The following is a 19,424-nucleotide window of genomic DNA, read 5'->3' as shown; positions in this document are numbered from 1 at the left end:
ACGGCACAAAAACGACGCGGGAGCGGCACTGGGTGGTTTGGGGCCACCCAGCGACACTCCCGCAGTCGGTCGACAATCGCGGCGAGGAGGCGCTAGCGCTGCTGCTGCAGGAACCAGTTCGCCGCGCCGATCACCCCGAGCTGCCCGTGCTCCACCAGCTTCACCGGGATCTGCTCCAGCGCCGGGCGCATCGCGCCCTTGTTCAAGTAGCGCTCCACGAAGCTGCTTGCGGCCAGGAACTCGCCGATCTGCGGCAGGAAGCCGCCGGCCAGATAGATGCCGCTCTGGATGCCGTACAGCAAAGCCATATCGCCGACCATGCTGCCGAGAAGGCCGCAGAACACCGACAGGCTTTCGTGCGCGAGCGCATCGTCGACCGCCAGCGCCCCCGCGGTGACCTCGCTGGGCGCCGCATGCACCGGCACTGCGCCGCGCAATGCGCACAACGCTCTATATAGATTGAGCAGACCCGGGCCGGACAGCAGATGCTCCACCGGCACGTAGTCCTTGCCGTTGAGCACATGCCGCACCAAGTCCATCTCCAGCGCGGTACAGGCGGTGAGCGCGGCATGCCCGGCTTCGGTCGCCAGCACCACCGCACCGTCGCCGGTGGGGATCCACACCGCCGCACCGAGCCCGGTCCCCGGGCCGATGATCAACGCCGGTCCGTTCTGCGCGCTACGCGGACCGGTCAGGTGCAGCACTTCGCTGGTACCCATGTAGCTGGCGGCGTAGGCCACCGCTTCGAAGTCGTTGACCAAGTGCAGCGCGCTGAGGCCGAGCCGCTCGCGGATGTCCGGCGGCGACAGTTTCCACGGCAAATTGGTGGTGATGACGCTGCCATCTTCCAGCGCATAGCCAGCGCTGGCGATGACGCCGCGGGTGACCGGCTCGCCATCCACCTCGGCCAGGAATTCGCCGATGATTTCGGCCAGGCCCGGATAGTCGGCGCAACGATACTTGCGATAGTCGAGCACGGTGACCGGATGGGCGAGGTCGCCATCCTCGCGCATCAGACCGATGCGGACATGCGTGCCGCCGACATCGGCGGCGATGAAGGGTTCGGCGCGCGGAGATGCCGCCACCATTGGGGAACTGCTTGCGGACACGCTTTCTCCCTGAGGGACGCCGGGAACGGACTATACGCTGAGTGTTAAGCACGCTTGACAACGTTGTCAAATATATATGTAGACAGACCCCTGTGCGCACTAAAAAACCTGGCCAGCAGCCTTGTCCCGGCGCGTCAGTGGACAAGATCCAGGCCCGGCTTCAGGACGAGCGGTTGCTGATGGGGGTTTGCCACGACGCGGCACGCCTGCGCCTTATCCGACACTTGCCAACCCGACCACTTTGCGACGCGCACCGCATTTTAGAGGCATTAATTCTTTGCGCGGGCAAAACACGCAGATTTTTGACCACATCGCCCACTAGATGTCAAGCAAAACATAAAAATCCCGTTGACATCGCTGTCATGCGGATTACATTCTCAATACACCGCATGTTCAGGGGATGGGCAACGCATGTTAGGCCAATTCGACACGACCATCGCCGCAGCCGGCATTCGTTGCGCCAGGGGAACCGGCAGCAGCGTCGATCGCATGCCGCTTTCGGTGCGCGCGCCCCGTTGTTCGCCCTCCGTCCCGCAGACGCACGCGGCGACCCCGCATCCCACCGACGCATTTTCGGGCCAGGCCATGCATCACCGTCCGGCGGCCGCTTAAGACTCAGGAAATACAGAACGTCCGGCGACATCGGTGCCGCCGGACGGCGATCACCACGTCAGCCTTCGGACGACAGGCACCGAACCACTTGCTGAGCGGACATCCGCTTTGTTGCTCCTACGCTTCCACAGCCCGGGCGGCGGCCCTGTGCACCGGCCTTTCGGTGGCCGCCGCGTGCCCGCGTTACCACCTTATAAGGTTTCCCGCCAATGAAAAGCCGCAACACCACACTCGCCCTCAGCATCATGGCCGCCTTGCATCTGTCCGCAAACGCCGCCGCACAGACCGTTCCTACCGACCCGACGGCCAGCACCGACAGCGATTCGAAAAGTGGCGAGAAAACGGTGCAGCAACTGGACACCATCAATGTCACCGGCTATCGCGCCTCGCTGGAGAAGAGCCAGGCGGTCAAGCGCTCGGCCAACGCCATCGTCGATGCGATCAGCGCCGAGGACATCGGCAAGTTCCCGGATACCAATGCCGCCGAATCGCTGTCGCACCTGCCCGGCATCAGCGTCGATCGCCAATTCGGCGAAGGCGAGAAGGTCAGCATCAACGGCACCGATCCGGCGCTGAACCGCGTGCTGGTCAATGGCCAGACCATCGCCTCGGGCGACTGGGGCGGCAACCCGACCGACACCAGCGGCCGCACCTTCAACTACACCCTGCTGTCGCCGGAAATCATCGGCCTGATGCAGGTGTACAAATCGCCCGAAGCGCGCATTGACGAGGGCTCGATCGGCGGCACGGTGATGATCAGCACGCGCAAGCCACTGGACCTGCCGAAGAACACCATCCGCGGCTCGCTGGGCTACTCCTACAATGACCGCTCCGGCAATTCGAACCCGCGCGGATCGGCCCTGTGGAGCTGGAAGAACGACGACGAAACCGTGGGCTTCCTGATTGCAGCAACCCACGACAAGGAAGAGATCGATCGCGCCGGCATCGAATTTTTCGGCTACACCACCGGCGCCAGCATTCCCAGCACCGCCAGCATCAGCGGCAGCGGCGACACCGCCTCCGCCAAGGTGCCGGTCGGCATCAACAGCTCCTATTTCGAGCAGACCCGGCAACGCGACGGCGTGCAGGCCGCACTGCAGTGGAAGCCGAACGAGCAGAACGAGTTCAACCTGACCGGGATCTACATCCGCGGCGTCTATAACAACTACAGCCAGTCCCGCTACATTTGTCCGGGCTGCAACAGCGACCTGGCCAAGGTCACCTCGGCGACTGTGGACAACGGCTACATCACCTCCGCGTCGGTCTCCAGCGATACCGGCAACGGCCAACCGTATGCGCAACTGGATACCAACTATCGCAAGACCACCGTCACCACCAAGAGCCTGAACCTGCGCCACGATTTCTATGGCGACAACTGGGTACTGACCTCGCAAGTGGGCACCACCGGCGCGCGCGGCGGCAAGGACCCGGAATACCTGATGAAGTTCCTGCTGCAGAACGGCGGCTACAACTTCTCCTACGACGGCAGCAACACCTCGGTCAACTACGACGACGCCAGCGCCAGCAACTGGGGGCTGACCACCGGCCAGCAGGCCGGCGGCATCTACTATTCGGTCAGCCACGACGACGAGAAGTACTTCCAGTTCGACGCCGCGCGCGACGTGAGCTGGGGGCCGATCAACAAGCTGCTGCTCGGGGTGAAGTACATCAACCACGAAAACAGCAACTCGGCATGGGGCAGCTCGCTGTATGCCACGTCGGACGTCTCGCTCAGCGACTTCGGCCTGACCAGCACCCCTAGCGGACTGTACGACGGACTCGGCGCCAGCGGCGATCTGGTCAACTGGTCCAGCGCCAACCTGAGCTCGGTCATCGCCTACCTGAAGTCGCTCGGCGACCAGGGCCATAACTACTACGACTATTCCTCCTCGTTCGACGTCAAGGAAATCACCAAGGACGCCTACGCTCAGGCCAACTACGAATGGGGCAAGTTCCGCGGCAACTTCGGCGTGCGCCTGGTCGACACGACCGACAAGTCCAACTACTGGGCCACCGAAGACAGCGGCAACACCTATTACCTGCAGTCGGTCAGCAAGGATTATTTCAAGCCCCTGCCCAGCTTCAACATCGCCTACGACCTGACCGACGATGCGGTGCTGCGCTTCTCCGCGGCCAAGGTCATCGCACGCCCGCGCTACTCCGACCTCGCCGGCGCCATCGCGCTCAGCGAAAGCTCTACCGGCGTCTATACCGCCAGCGGCGGCAACCCGGATTTGAAGCCGTACGAATCGACCAACTACGACCTCGCTGCGGAGTGGTACTTCAATCCGAGCAGCATGGTCGGCATGGAACTGTTCTATCGCGACATCGGCACCTACATCGTCACCACCACCAGCGACCAGCAGTTGCAGGATTCCTCGGGCGTCACCCATACCTACTCGGTCAGCTCGCCAATCAACGCATCCAACGCCACCGTTACCGGCGCCTCGGCGATGTACCAACAGAGCTTCGGCCTGGGCTTCGGCCTGCAGGCGAACTACACCTACGCCACCGCCAACACCAGCAACGGCCTGAACATGCCGTACCTGTCGAAGAACACCTACAACGTGATCCCCTACTGGGAACACGGGCCGTGGATGGTGCGCGTCAACTACAGCTGGCGCTCGGAGTACTTCACCCAGATCGGCCGCCTGAACTCCACCTATTTCGCCGACGCCTACAAGGAACTGGACCTGTCGGCGTCGTACAACGTGAACAAGTGGCTGAGCATCAACTTCAGCGCCACCAATCTGCTGGACTCGACCTATTACTGGTACAACAAGGTCAAGTACGCACCGATCGGCGAGTACAAGAACGGCCGTTCCTACCAGGCGACACTGAACTTCAAGTTCTAAGCCCTCGCCGACGTTCCCAGCAAAAAGGCCCCCGTCCACCGACGGGGGCTTTTTTGTGGGCGCACCGCTACCGGCACTAGCAACACGGCCTATCCGCCGCGCGCGGCGGCTTCGCCTGCGCATGGACATGCGGCCGCAAAGTACAAAGCAACGCACCCAGCCTGTATGGCGAGTCGTTCGCGGACGGCTCTTGATAACGTTGTCAGGTACATCGCGGCGCATGTGCGGCCGCCGCCTCCGACTACGGCTCGCAATGGCCAGAACCGCTGCATCCGAAGCGCTGTACGGCACGTATACCGTTACCTGCCGGCCCATCGACAGCGATTACGCGACCTCCAACGAGCACCACAAAGCCTGCTGCGACGCAGCAATATCAACCTCCCGCACAGGCCCGCCGCGACAGCGGGAACCCTTGCCACAAGGCCGTTTGCCGGCATCGGCACAGATAGTCAAAAATATGTGAAGGAAGTATTGACAACGCTGTCAGCGGTGTTACAGACTCGAGACACAGAAGGTTATGGAATGTGAAATGCCAGTCTGGGTCAGACGCGCGTGAGATTGCGTCAGACGACGACCGGAATGACACACGCACGCACGGTCCGGCACGGCCGGATGGCGCCAACACCTTCCATCGACGAATTGAAGGCATTCCACGGGAGCGGACCGATGTCGCCATACAGCCAATGCACGCTTCGCAATCGTCCCACCGCGTTTTCTCCTGCTCCTGCACCTCGCATTAGGTAAGACGCAACGGGATGCATCGCCTCCCGACTGCCGCGCTTTCGCAATCGCTCTTCAGCAGTACCAGGAATATGCAGACCGGCGCGTCGGTGCCGCCGGTCCCAGGCGCCACGTCATTAGAGATGCCGGACGACACGCACCGAAGCAGCACCAGGGACACCAAGCCGACCTCACTGGTCAGCACGGCCGGCAGCGGCCTGCACACCGCGTGACGGGTGGTGCTTCTTGCCCAACGCACTCATCAAACAGCAGGGGTTTAGCCAACATGAATAGCCGCACCACCACTTTAGCCGTCAGCATCATGGCTGCGTTGTATCTGTCCGGTACCGGCATCGCCGCCGCCCAGGAAGCGCCCGCTTCCGGCAGCGACTCCAAGAACGTGCAAGAACTCGACACCATCACCGTCACCGGCTACCGCGCCTCGCTGGAGAAGAGCCAGGCGGTCAAGCGCTCGGCCAACTCCATCGTCGACGCGATCAGCGCCGAAGACATCGGCAAGTTCCCGGACACCAACGCCGCCGAGTCGCTGGCGCATCTGCCCGGCATCAGCGTCGACCGCCAGTTCGGCGAAGGCGAGAAGGTCAGCATCAACGGCACCGATCCGGCGCTGAATCGCGTGCTGCTTAACGGGCAGACCATCGCCTCGGGCGACTGGGGCGGCAACCCGACCGACACCAGCGGCCGCACCTTCAACTACACCCTGCTGTCGCCGGAAATCATCGGCCTGATGGAGGTCTACAAGACCCCGGAAGCGCGCATCGACGAAGGCTCGATCGGCGGCACCGTGATCGTGCACACCCGCAAGCCGCTGGATCTGCCGAAGAACACCATCCGCGGCTCGGTCGGCTACAACTACAACGACCGCTCGGAAGAAGGCAACCCGCGCGGCTCGGCGCTGTGGAGCTGGAAGAACGACGACGAGACCTTCGGCGCGTTGATCTCCGCCACCCACGACAAGCAGGATCTGGCGCGTGCCGGTATCGAGTTCTTCGGCTACAACACCGGCTCCGGAATTCCCGCCACGGCTGCCATTTCGGGCGACGGTGGTAACGTTGCTACCGCCAAGATCCCGGTCGGCATCAACAGCGCCTTCTTCCAGCAGACCCGCGAGCGCAACGGCCTGCAGGGGGCGCTGCAGTGGAAGCCGAACGAGCAGAACGAGTTCAACTTGACCGGCGTCTACATCAAGGGCAAGTACAACAACTTCAGCGAATCGCGTTACGTCTGTCCCGGCTGCGGCGATCAGGACAAGATCACCAGCGCGACGGTGAACAATGGCTACGTCACCCAGGCCACGGTCACCGACGGCGCCGGCAACGGCAACCAGCCGTATGCGCAGTTGGACACCAACTATCGCGAGAGCACCGTCGTCACCAAGAGCCTGAACCTGCGCCACGACTTCTATGGCGACAAGTGGGTGTTCACCTCGCAGGTCGGCACCACCGAAGCGACCGGCGGCAAGAACCCCGAGTACCTGATGAAGTTCCTGCTGCAGAACGGCGGCTACAACTTCGGATACGACGGCAGCCACACCGACGTCAATTACGACAATGGCAGCGCCTCGAACTGGGGCCTGGCTGCGACGCCTTCCAACCTGCCGGCCGGATCCACCGATTCTTCCGCCACGCAGGCAGGCGGCATCTATTACGCCAAGAGCACGGACAAGGAGAAGTACTTCCAGTTCGACGCCTCGCGCGACCTCGACTGGGGCCCGCTGAACAAGCTGCAGCTCGGCTACAAGTACATCAACCACGACAACGGCGTGGACGCACGCGGCAACCGCATCAACACCACCGATGCCGTGTCCCTGACCGACTTCAGCCCGGGCACCACGCCGAGCGGCCTGTACGACGGCCTGGGCGCCAGTGGCGACCTGACCAACTGGTCCACCGCCAATCTGAACTCGGTGATCAAGTACCTGCGCTCGCTGCCGCAGGGTCCCTACAAGACCGACTACGGCTCCTCGTTCGACGTCAAGGAGATCACCAGCGACCTGTACGCACAGCTGAACTTCGAGTCCGGCAAGTGGCGCGGCAACCTGGGCGTCCGCTATGTGGACACCAAGGACAAGTCGCTGTACTGGCAGAGCAACGATGGCGGCGCCAATTACAACCAGACGCAGGTGACCAAGCAGTACTACAAGCCGCTGCCGAGCTTCAACATCGCCTACGACCTGGATGACACCAAGGTGCTGCGCTTCTCCGCAGCCAAGGTCATGGCACGCCCGCGCTACAGCGACCTGGCCGGTTCGTTCACCATCAACAGCAGCAACGGCAACCTGACCGCGAGCGGCGGCAACCCGGACCTGAAGCCCTACGAATCGACCAACTACGACCTGGCCGCGGAATGGTACTTCGCCCCGTCCAGCATGCTGTCGGCGGAAGTGTTCTACCGCGACATCGGCTCCTACATCGTCACCACCACCACCGAACAGCAGTTGACCGACTCGGTGTCCGGCGTGAGCGGCGTGTACTCGGTGAGCTCGCCGGTCAACGCCTCCGACGCCAAGGTCAAGGGTGCATCGCTGAACTATCAGCAGGCGTTCGGCTACGGCTTCGGCCTGCAGGCGAACTACACCTACGCCACCGCCGACGCCAGCAGCGGCCTGAACCTGCCGTACCTGTCGAAGAACACCTACAACGTGATCCCCTACTGGGAAAACGGTCCGTGGATGGTGCGCGTGAACTACAGCTACCGTTCCAAGTACTTCACCCAGGTCGGCCGCCTGAACTCGCAGGTGTTCACCGACGAGTACAAGCAGCTCGACCTGACCGCCTCGTATGAAATCAACGACTGGATGAGCGTCAGCGTCAGCGCCACCAACCTGCTCGACTCCACGTACTACTGGTACAACGAGGTCAAGTACGCGCCGATCGGCATGTACAAGAACGGCCGCGGCTACCAGGCGCAGCTGAACTTCAAGTTCTGATGCACCGCGCGTGCGACCACTGTCTGGTCGCACGTGTTTTTCGGGGGGCGGGCGATGTTGCTTATCGCCCGCCCTTTTTCGTTTGTGCGTCGCGGTATCGACACGCTGCGCCATGCGCAGCCGCCGCGCCCGCGTGCCATTGCGCGACATCGATCGACACGCTTGCCGTTTTGATGAAAACCACTTGATTTACGCCATTAAAAGCGACGCATCGCACTGCGAGCTGTTGCATAATCGAAGCGCGATCCGTACAAGTCCGTACCGCCCCATCACGTCTCCGGTACTTGCCAGCAGCGCTCGATGCTGCGGCATGTATCGCCGGTCGCCTCCGGGCAACCGATGACCGTCTTTGCCAAAGGAGCGTAGTTCCCATGCCGTTCGACCGCCGCCTCCGTCCGCGCCGTAGCCGCCGCCTGCGCTCCTTTTCGCTCGCCCTGTCCGCCGTGCTGTGCACCAGCGCGTTCCATGCCGCAGCGGGCGATGCCCCGTCGCCGACCGCGCCCACCGCCACCACCCTCAGTCCCGAACAGATCGACCAGCAGTGGCTGCAGGCCACCGCCAAGTACGCGCCCGAACGCGCGCGGCTGGTGCGCGAAGCCGATGCCGGCGCGCGCAAGGGGCCGTTCCGCCCGGACTGGACCTCGCTGAAGCACTACCGTTCGCCCGGCTGGTACGACAACGCCAAGTTCGGCATCTTCATCCACTGGGGCGTGTTCTCGGTGCCGGCCTTCGGCAACGAGTGGTACTCGCGCAACATGTACCAACCCGACGCCAAGGACAGCCAGGACTACGCGCACCACCGCGAGAAGTACGGCCCGCAGTCCACCTTCGGCTACAAGGACCTGATCCCGCTGTTCACCGCGCCCAAGTTCGACCCGCAGGGTTGGGCCAAGCTGTTCCGCGAGGCCGGCGCGCGCTACGTGGTGCCGGTGGCCGAACACCACGACGGCTTCGCGATGTACGACTCGCAGCTGTCGGACTGGACCGCGACCAAGATGGGCCCCAGGCGCGACGTGATCGGCGAGCTGTCCAAGGCGATCCGCGCGCAGGGCATGCACTTCGGCCTGTCCTCGCACCGCGCCGAGCACAACTGGTTCTTCGACGGCGGCCGCACGTTCGACTCGGACGTCAACGACCCGCGCTACGCCGGCCTGTACGGCCCGGCGCAGATCCGCCTGCGCGGCAAGGACGACGCCGACGTCGCCAACGACTGGACGCCGGTGTCGCAGGCGTGGCTGGACGACTGGCTGGCGCGCACCACCGAGCTGATCGACCGCTACGACCCGGAGCTGATCTACTTCGACTGGTGGATCGCGCACCCCACCTTCCGCAGCACCCTGCCGACCATGCTGTCGTACTACTACAACCACGGCGCCGCGCGCGGCGACGGGGTGGTGGTGAACTACAAGCTCGGCGCGTTCCCGGAAGGCGCCGGCACGCTGGACATCGAGCGCGGCCAGCTCACCGGCATCCATCCGACCCACTGGCAGACCGACACCTCGGTCAGCAACGCCTCGTGGGGCTATGTGGAGAACGACACCTACAAGACCCCGACCTTCATCGTGCACATGCTGGTGGACGTGGTCAGCAAGAACGGCAACCTGATGCTCAACATCGGCCCGCGCGCCGACGGCTCGATCCCGGACACCGAGCGCGAGATCCTGCTGTCGATCGGCAAGTGGCTGAAGACCAACGGCGAGGCGATCTACGACAGCCAGCCATGGCGCACCTACGGCGAGGGCCCGACCGAAGTGGTCGGCGGCACCTTCCAGGACACCAAGACCAAGCCCTACACCGCCGAGGATTTCCGCTTCACCACCGGCCACGGCGCGCTGTACGCGATCGAGCTGGGCTGGCCGGCCGGCGGCAAGGCGGTGATCCGCTCGCTCACGCCCGCCGACGGCGTGCGCGGCGTGACCCTGCTGGCCACCGGCAAGAAGGTGCCGTTCGAACAGCGCGCCGACGGCCTGCACCTGACCCTGCCGGCCAAGCCCGCCGGCGAACACGCCTACGTGTTCCGCATCGACCTGCCCTCCCCCACCTCCACCCGCTGACGGATATTCCCCCGATGATGAAGCGATTCGCAGGGCTGCTGCTTGCCCTGGCCATGGTCTGCACCCCGGCCATGGCCAAGAACCCGACCGCGCTGTTCTATCTGATGAGCACGCAGAAATCGACCAATTCGTTCCTGGCCAACGTCGACAAGATCGACGTGCTGGTGCCGACCTGGTACGGCGTGGACCAGAACGGCCTGGTCAACGGCACCCCCAATGCGTACATCTACGACATCGCCAAGCGCAAGCAGCTGCGGGTGATGCCGATCCTGTCGATGACCACCGGCCGCGACGGCTTCCACAAGCTGATGCACGACGAGGACGCGAAGAAGCGCATGATCGCTTCGCTGCTGATCCACGGCAAAAAGAACGGCTACTACGGCTTCCAGTTCGATTTCGAGAACATCGCCTGGACCGACCGCGACGCCTACACGCTGATGGTCAAGCAGACCGCCGACGCGCTGCACAAGGCCGGCTTCAAGATGTCGGTGGCGGTGGTGCCGAACGCGCCGGGCTACGCCGAGGGCGGGCAGTTCTCCAAGTGGATGTGGGAGTACTGGCGGGGCGCCTACGACCTGAAGGCGCTGGGCCAGGCGGTGGACCTGGTCAGCCTGATGACCTACGACCAGCACACCCGCTGGACCACGCCCGGCCCGGTCGACGGCATGGTGTGGATGAAGAAGCACCTGGACTACGCGCTGACCCAGGTGCCGAAGGAGAAGCTGTCGCTGGGCATCGCCACCTACGGCTACCGCTGGTACACCGGCAACCCGGTGAAGGAAGACGGCACCGAAGCATCGAACATCTCGGCGACCTACATCGACGCCGACGAGTCCTTCCCGCTGGCGATCGAGCAGAACGCCACCGTGCAGTGGGATGCGCAGGAGCAGGAGTCGTGGTTCTATTTCTACCGCGACGACATGCGCGAGTGGGTGTTCCGCCCGGATGCGCGCAGCTTCCGCGCGCGCTACGACCTGGTGAAGGAATACGGCCTGGAAGGCTTCAGCTGCTGGGTGCTGGGCGCCGAGGATCCGAAGGTGTGGGACGAGCTGCCGACCGCATCGCGCTGATCCGTTACGCGCCGATCCACTACGATAGGCGTCCGCACAGCACGAGGTAGACCGAATGATTGCAGCAGGTGCACGCCAGCGCACGCCACACCGCCCGACGACCGCCCCGGCGGGCGTCGCGGCGACGTCCCGCACCACGTGGCTGGGGCTTGCCCTGTTCGCCCTCACTGCCGTGCTGAGCGGCTGCGACCGCCAGGCCCCCGCCACGGCGGACACGGCCAAGCCCGCCGCAGCGCCCGCACCGGCTGCGCCGAAACCGGTCAGCACCGCGCCGTTGCCGCTGATTCCGGCGCCGGCGCAGGTCAAGCGCGGCAGCGCCACGCTGACCATCGGCACCGGCAGCACGCTGTCGGTCCCGACCGACGACGAGGCGGCCATGCGCGTGGCCCAGCAACTGGCCACGCTGCTGGAAAAGACCCGCGGCCTGTCGCTGGAGGTGCGCGCCGAGACCATTCCGGCCAACGGCGCCATCCGCCTGCAGATGAACCCCAATGCCCCGGTGGAAGCGCCGGAAGGCTACGGGCTGGACGTGGACGGCAGCACCATGCTGATCCAGGCGCGCGACGAGCGCGGCCTGTTCTACGGCGCGATGAGCGCCTGGCAGCTGCTCACCCCCGATGCCGGCAAGGGCGAAGTGGACGTGCCCGAGGTCAAGATCCGCGACTGGCCGCGCTTCGGCTGGCGCGGCCTGCTGCTCGACGTGGCCCGCCACTTCCACGGCCCGGACACGGTCAAGCACGTCATCGATGCGATGGCCGAGCACAAGCTCAACGTGCTGCACCTGCACCTGACCGACGACCAGGGCTGGCGCATCGAGATCAAGCGCTATCCCAAGCTCACCGAGATCGGCGCCTGGCGTACCCCGCCCGGCGCAGGCACGCAGGGCGTGCCCGACCGCTACGGCGGCTTCTACACCCAGGACCAGATCCGCGACCTGGTCGCCTACGCCGCCGCGCGGCACATCACCATCGTGCCGGAACTGGACATGCCCGGGCATGCGCAGGCGGCGGTGGCGGCATATCCGGAACTGGTCGGCGTGACCAAGCAGCGGCCGAAGGTGTCGGTGGACTGGGGCGTCAATCCCTACCTGTTCGACACCGACGAAAAGAGCATGACCTTCATCCAGGGCGTGCTCGACGAAGTGCTGCAGCTGTTCCCCTCGCAGTACATCCACATCGGCGGCGACGAAGCGGTCAAGGACCAGTGGGAGCGGTCGCCGGCGGTACGCGCGCAGATGCGCAAGCTCGGGGTCAAGGACGCGCATGCGATGCAGGGCTGGTTCAACCAGCAGCTGTCCGACTACCTGACCAAGCACGACCGGCGCCTGATCGGCTGGGACGAGATCCTGGAAGGCGGCCTGCCGGCCAGCGCGTCGGTGATGTCCTGGCGCGGCGTCGACGGCGCGGTGACCGCGGCCAAGCAGGGCCACGACGTGGTGCTGGTGCCGGCCGGCTGGCTGTACCTGGACAACCTGCAGAGCGCACGCAGCGAAGAGCCCAACGGCCGGCTGGCGGTGCTGCCGCTGCAGAAGGTCTACGAGTTCGATCCGGTCCCGGCCGCGCTCAGCGCCGAGGAAGCCAAGCACGTGCTCGGCGCGCAGGCCGCGCTGTGGGCCGAATACATTCCCTCGGCCTGGCATATCGACCACGCGCTGTTCCCACGCCTGGACGCGCTGGCCGAGGCGGCGTGGTCGCCGATGGCGGTGCGCGGCTGGGACGGTTTCCTGCAGCGCCTGCCGGCGCAGCTCAACCGCTACCGTGCGCTCGGCATCGACTATGGCGACGGCGCGTTCGCGCCGGACATCGCCATCCAGGGCGGCGACAACGCCGCGCTGGACAGCGGCAAGGCCAGCATCGTGCTCGGCAACCAGGCCAAGTTCGGCAGCTTCCGCTACACCACCGACGGCAGCGAGCCCAAGGCCGATTCGCCGCGCTACGCCAAGCCGTTCGAGGTGACCCTGCCGGTCACCGTGCGCGCGGCCACCTTCGCCGACGACGGCAGCGTGCTGGCCGCACCGCGCACCCGCATCCTCGACCGCCCCGGCCTGCTCAGCCGCGACACCCAGGGCCTGGGTTCCTGCGCCGACGGCAGCCTGGGCCTGCGCGTGCCGCTGCTGCCGGACATGCCGGGCAAGGACACGCCGGTGTTCAACATCGACCTGTTCGGCAGCTGCTGGCGCTACGCCGACGCGCGCCTGGACGGCATCGCCAGCATCCGCATCGATGCGGCGCGGCTGGCGCGCAATTACGGACTTGCGCACGAGCAGGCCAAGGTCAAGCAATACCCGGCCAAGACCGCGCACGGCGAACTGGAAGTGCGCCTGGGCGACTGCAAGGGCAAGCTGCTGGCGCGGATCCCGCTGCCGGGCGGCAAGGCCCTTGGCGAGCAGTTCTCGCTCGAAGCGCCGTTGCCCAAGCAAACCGGAACGCACGACCTGTGCCTGCGTTCGACCGCCCGCATCAACGGCCCGTATTACGCCATCGGCGCCGTCCACCTGATCGAAACCACCGCGCAGGCGCCCCCCGCCGCCGCGCGTTGACCCTGGAGACCCACGCATGACCCAGCCGCACCGCCGTCCCCGTTCCGCGCCGCGCGCGCGCTTCCCCGCCCGGCTCGGGCTGCTGCTGGCCATGGGCCTGCCGATGTTGGCCCAGGCGGCGGTGCCGGCGACGCTGTCGCTGCAACAGGGCTGGCAGGTGCGGCTGGCGCCGGGCGAGGCGCATGCCAAGGAATTCCCGAAGGCCGCGCAGTGGCTGCCGGCGCAGGTGCCGGGCACGGTGCAGACCGACCTGATCGCGGCCGGGCTGGTGCCCGATCCGTTCTATCGCGACAACGAAGCCAAGATCCAGTGGGCCGGGTTGAGCGACTGGCAGTACCAGACCCGCTTCAAGGCCGACGCTGCGCTGCTGGCGCGCGAGCACGTGGAGCTGGTGTTCGACGGCCTGGACACCTACGCCGAGGTGTACCTCAACGGCAAGAAGCTGCTCGCCGCCGACAACATGTTCCGGCAGTGGCGGGTCGACGCCAAGCCGCTGCTCAAGCGCGGCGACAACGTGCTGGAAGTGCGGCTGTTCTCGCCGATCAAGAAGATCCAGCCATGGCTGGCCAAGCAGCCGTACGCGCTGCCCGGCGCCTACGACTCGGCCTTCGGCGACGAACCCGTCGCGCGGCACAGCTCCACCTACGTGCGCAAGGCGCCGTACACCTTCGGCTGGGACTGGGGTCCGCGCATCGTCACCGCCGGCATCTGGCAGGAAGTGCGCGTGGAAGCCTGGGACGCGCTGCGCGTGGAAGGCCTGCACATCGCCCAGCAACGCGTCGATGCCGACGCCGCGCAACTGCTCGCGCAGCTGGAGGTGCAGGCCGGCCGCAGCGGCGAGGTGCAGCTGGAGCTGGACGTGCTCGGCCCCGACGGCCAGCGCGTGGCGCAGCTGAGCCAGAAGGCGGTGCTCGATCCGGGCAGCAACACGCTCACCGTGCCGGTGCGCATCGCCAAGCCGCAGCGCTGGTTCCCCAGCGGCTACGGCAAGCAGGACCTGTACACGTTCAAGGCGCGCATCCGCGACGCCGCCGGCGACAGCTACGCCACCCAGCGCGTCACCGGCCTGCGCAGCGTCGAGCTGCGCCGCGACAAAGACAAGTGGGGCAAGGGCTTCGCGATCGTGGTCAACGGCATCCCGGTATTCGCCAAGGGCGCCAACCTGATCCCGTTCGACAGCTTCCCCAGCCGGGTCGATGCCGCGCGCATGCGCGGCATCCTGCAATCGGCGCGCGACGCCAACATGAACATGCTGCGCATGTGGGGCGGCGGCCACTACCAGCCGGACAGCTTCTACGAGGATGCCGACCGCCTCGGCATCATGATCTGGCAGGACTTCATGTTCGGCGGCGCGATCCCGCCCTACGACGTGGCGTTCCGCGAGAACACCCGCGCCGAGGCCGAGGCACAGGTCAAGCGCCTGGGCGACCACCCCAGCATCGTGATCTGGTGCGGCAACAACGAAGTGCAGACCGGCTGGGAGAACTGGGGCGACCGGGTCAAGTTCAAGCAGTCGATCGATCCGGAAGAACGCAGCCGCATCGAGCGCGGCATGACCACCCTGTTCGGCACCGTGCTGCGCGAGGCGGTGAGCAAGTACGACAGCGACACCCCGTACTGGGCCACTTCGCCCGGCACCGACTTCGACGGCGCCGCCGACCAGCCCGACGACGGCGACATGCACTACTGGAAGGTCTGGGGCGGCCCGGCGCTGCCGGTCACCGAATACCTCAACGTGACCCCGCGCTTCATGTCCGAATACGGACTGCAGTCGTTCCCGGAGATGCGCACCATCCGCGCCTTCGCCGAACCCGGCGACCTGCAGCCGGAATCGCCGGTGATGCGCGCGCACCAGAAGTTCGACAAGGGCAACGGCAACCAGCGCCTGCTGCTCTACATCCGCCGCGAATTCGGCGAGCCCAAGGACTTCGAGAGCTTCGTCTACCTGAGCCAGCTGATGCAGGCCGAGGGCATCGCCCTGGCCGCCGAGCACCTGCGCGCGTCGCGGCCGCAGTCGATGGGCTCGCTGTACTGGCAGCTCAACGACGTGTGGCCGGGCGCGTCCTGGTCGAGCCTGGACTACTTCGGTCGCTGGAAGGCGCTGCATTACCACGCCAAGCGCTTCTACGCGCCGGAGCTGATCGCCGCGCTGCGCAACGACAAGGGCCAGACCGAGGTGACGCTGGTGTCCGACCGCACCGCGCCGCTGGCCGCGCGCTGGCGCATGCGGGTGATGGACGTCTCCGGCAAGGTGCTGAGCAAGAGCGAGAAGCCGGTGACCCTGGCGCCGCTGTCCAGCGTGCGCGTGGGCAGCTTCAGCGATGCGCAGCTGCTGCGCCGCGCCGATCCCAAGCGCAGCGTCGCGGTGTTCGAACTGCTCGACGGCGCGCGCGTGCTGTCGCGCAACCTGGTGTTCTTCGATGCAGCCAAGAACCTGCATCTGCCCAGCCCTGATATCCGCAGCGAACTGCGCGCCGACGGCGACGGCTACACGCTGACCCTGACCAGCGCCACGCTGGCGCGCGAGGTATGGCTGGCGTTCGGCGATCTGGACGCCACGCTGTCCGACAACGCCTTCGACCTGTTGCCGGGCGAGCCGCTGACCGTGCACGTGCGCAGCAGCGCCACGCTGGAACAGCTGCGCGGCGCCTTGCAGGTGCGCGACCTGGCCGCCACGCTGGCCGGTGCGCCGCCCGAGCCGGCGGAGGCGAAGTGATGCGGAGGGCAACGACACTGCACCAGGAAATCCGGGGAACCACGAGCGGTTGCGCGCGACGCGAGGCGGACAGCGCACGGTCGCGGCTGAAGCCGCTCCTACAGGGGATTTTGCGGGGGTTGTCTCTGCTCGGGTTGGCTGCTGCGCCGCTCGCCCATGCCGACGACGCCGAGGACCGCGCCGCCGCGCTGGTGGCGAAGATGACCCGCGAGGAAAAGATCGCGCAGGCGATGAACGACGCGCCGGCGATCCCGCGCCTGGGCGTGCCGGCCTACGAGTGGTGGAGCGAGGGCCTGCACGGCATCGCCCGCAACGGCTACGCCACCGTGTTCCCGCAGGCGATCGGCCTGGCCGCGACCTGGAACACCGCCCTGCTCGAGCAGGTCGGCACCGTGACCTCGACCGAGGCGCGCGCCAAGTTCAATCTCGCCGGCGGCCCCGGCAAGGACCACCCGCGCTACGCCGGGCTGACCATCTGGTCGCCGAACATCAACATCTTCCGCGACCCGCGCTGGGGCCGCGGCATGGAGACCTACGGCGAGGATCCCTACCTCACCGGGCAGCTGGCGGTGGGCTTCATCCACGGCCTGCAGGGCGACGACCTCACCCACCCGCGCACCATCGCCACGCCCAAGCACATCGCCGTGCACAGCGGCCCGGAACCCGGCCGCCACGGCTTCGACGTGGACGTGTCGCCGCGCGACCTGGAAGCGACCTATACCCCGGCATTCCGCGCCGCCATCGTCGACGGCCGCGCCGGCTCGGTGATGTGCGCCTACAACTCCTTGCACGGCACCCCGGCCTGCGCCGCCGACTGGCTGCTCAACGGCCGCCTGCGCGGCGACTGGGGCTTCAAGGGCTTCGTCGTCTCCGACTGCGACGCGGTCGACGACATGACCCAGTTCCATTATTTCCGCGCCGACAACGCCGGTTCCTCCGCCGCCGCGCTCAAGGCCGGCCACGACCTCAACTGCGGCCACGCCTATGCCGAACTGGGCCAGGCGATCGAGCGCGGCGAGGCCGACGAAGCCCTGCTCGACCGCTCGCTGGTGCGGCTGTTCGCCGCGCGCTACCGGCTCGGCGAACTGCAGCCGCAGCGCAAGGACCCGTACGCACGGCTGGGCGCCAAGGACGTGGACAGCGCCGCGCACCGCGCACTGGCGCTGCAGGCCGCGCAGCAATCGCTGGTGCTGCTGCAGAACCGCAACGCCACGCTGCCGCTGAAGCCAGGCCTGCGGCTGGCGGTGATCGGCCCCAACGCCGACGCACTGGCCGCGCTGGAAGCCAACTACCAGGGCACCTCGGCCGCACCGGTGACGCCGCTGCTGGGCCTGCGCGAGCGCTTCGGCGCCGCGAACGTCAGTTACGCGCAAGGCGCCCCGCTCGCCGCCGGCGTGCCCGGCATGATCCCCGAGACCGCCTTGCGCAGCGACGGCAAGCCCGGCCTGCGTGGCGAGTATTTCGACAACGTCGATCTGGCCGGCACGCCGCGCACGCAACGCCAGGACCGCGTGGTCAGCTTCAACTGGGACCACGTGGCGCCGGCCAAGGGCGTGGACAAGGACCGCTACTCGGTGCGCTGGAGCGGCGAGCTGCTGCCGCCCGGGCCGGGCGACTACACCCTGGCGGTGCGCGTGGCGCGCTGCTTCGATTGCGCCGGCCACGATCCGGTGCGGCTGTACATCGACGACAAGCTGGTCGTCGCCGGCAATGCCGAGGACAAGCACCTGCCGGCCGGCATGCACAACGCCGACGGCCGCAACGTCGAGACCGTGCTGCACTTCGACGACGCGCGCCCGCGCCGCATCCGCCTGGAACTGGAGCACCGCGGCCAGGACCAGGGCCTGCGCCTGGAATGGCTGGCGCCGGCCGCGCCGCAACTGGCCGAGGCCGAACGCGCGGTCGCGCAAGCCGATGCGGTGGTCGCCTTCGTCGGCCTGTCGCCGGACGTGGAAGGCGAAGAACTGCGCATCGACGTGCCCGGCTTTGACGGCGGCGACCGCAACGACCTCGCCCTGCCCGCGGCGCAGCAGGCGCTGCTGGAGCGCGCCAAGGCCAGCGGCAAGCCGCTCGTGGTGGTGCTGATGAGCGGCAGCGCGGTGGCGCTGAACTGGGCCAAGCAGCATGCCGATGCGATCGTCGCGGCGTGGTATCCGGGGCAGTCCGGCGGCACCGCGATCGCGCAGATGCTGGCCGGCGACGTCAACCCGGGCGGCCGCCTGCCGGTGACCTTCTACCGCTCCACCAAGGACCTGCCGGCCTACGTCAGCTACGACATGAAGGGCCGCACCTATCGTTACTTCAAGGGCGAGCCGCTGTTCGCGTTCGGCAGCGGGCTGAGCTACACCAGCTTCGCCTACACCGCGCCGCAGCTGTCGGCGACGACGCTGCAGGCCGGCGCGCACCTGCAGGTGCGCACGCAGGTGCGCAACAGCGGCACGCGCGCCGGCGACGAAGTGGTGCAGGTGTACCTGGAATACCCGCAACGCGCGCAGTCGCCGCTGCGCACCCTGGTCGGCTTCCAGCGGGTGACGCTGCAGCCGGGCGAGTCGCGCGAGGTGCAATTCGACTTGACGCCGCGCCAGCTGAGCGATGTCGATCGCGCCGGCCAGCGCGCGGTGCAGCCCGGCGACTACCGCGTGTTCGTCGGCGGCGGCCAGCCCGGCACTGGGGCGCCCGGCGACGGGACCGCGTTTTCGATCCAGGGCAGCGCGCCCATCCCGCGGTAACCAGCGAATGCGCCACACCATTGCTTCCTGTAGGAGCGGCTTCAGCCGCGACCGGGCCTTACCGGTAACC

8 protein-coding genes are annotated in these 19,424 nt (G+C 66.6%); 7 read left to right on the top strand and 1 reads right to left on the bottom strand.

Features of this window, described 5'->3' with window-relative positions:
- Positions 1 to 92 precede the first annotated feature (92 nt).
- Positions 93 to 1,109 (bottom strand): glucokinase family protein, encoded by a 1,017-nt coding sequence (locus H9658_RS18780; RefSeq protein WP_191826531.1) that lies wholly within the window; start codon positions 1,107 to 1,109, stop codon positions 93 to 95.
- Positions 1,110 to 1,930: 821 nt separating this feature from the next.
- Here H9658_RS18780 and H9658_RS18775 point away from each other — a divergent pair.
- The 7 genes from H9658_RS18775 (at position 1,931) to H9658_RS18745 (ending at position 19,354) form a co-directional block, all read left to right on the top strand.
- Positions 1,931 to 4,576: a TonB-dependent receptor gene (locus H9658_RS18775; protein WP_191826530.1), complete on the top strand. Its 2,646-nt coding sequence runs from the start codon at positions 1,931 to 1,933 to the stop codon at positions 4,574 to 4,576.
- Positions 4,577 to 5,582: 1,006 nt separating this feature from the next.
- Positions 5,583 to 8,246, top strand: a complete 2,664-nt coding sequence (locus H9658_RS18770; protein ID WP_191826529.1) for a TonB-dependent receptor — start codon at positions 5,583 to 5,585, stop codon at positions 8,244 to 8,246.
- Positions 8,247 to 8,617: 371 nt separating this feature from the next.
- Positions 8,618 to 10,300 carry an alpha-L-fucosidase gene (locus tag H9658_RS18765; RefSeq protein ID WP_191826528.1) on the top strand — a complete coding sequence of 561 codons (1,683 nt, stop codon included), beginning with the start codon at positions 8,618 to 8,620 and terminating at the stop codon, positions 10,298 to 10,300.
- 14 nt (positions 10,301 to 10,314) lie between these two features.
- Positions 10,315 to 11,370, top strand: coding sequence for a glycosyl hydrolase family 18 protein (locus tag H9658_RS18760; protein WP_191826527.1), 1,056 nt, complete (start codon positions 10,315 to 10,317; stop codon positions 11,368 to 11,370).
- Positions 11,371 to 11,425: 55 nt separating this feature from the next.
- Complete coding sequence (locus tag H9658_RS18755; RefSeq protein WP_191826526.1) at positions 11,426 to 13,909, top strand: family 20 glycosylhydrolase; 2,484 nt, start codon at positions 11,426 to 11,428, stop codon at positions 13,907 to 13,909.
- A 16-nt stretch (positions 13,910 to 13,925) separates the two neighbouring features.
- Positions 13,926 to 16,625, top strand: a complete 2,700-nt coding sequence (locus H9658_RS18750) for a beta-mannosidase (protein WP_191826525.1) — start codon at positions 13,926 to 13,928, stop codon at positions 16,623 to 16,625.
- Positions 16,625 to 19,354, top strand: coding sequence for a glycoside hydrolase family 3 C-terminal domain-containing protein (locus tag H9658_RS18745; protein WP_191826524.1), 2,730 nt, complete (start codon positions 16,625 to 16,627; stop codon positions 19,352 to 19,354). Before H9658_RS18750 ends, H9658_RS18745 begins: the two co-directional genes overlap by 1 nt.
- Positions 19,355 to 19,424 lie beyond the last annotated feature (70 nt).

This window comes from Xanthomonas bonasiae, from assembly GCF_014836395.1.
In the GTDB taxonomy this organism is placed as follows: domain Bacteria; phylum Pseudomonadota; class Gammaproteobacteria; order Xanthomonadales; family Xanthomonadaceae; genus Xanthomonas_A; species Xanthomonas_A bonasiae.
This window is presented reverse-complemented; position numbering and strand designations above follow the sequence as displayed.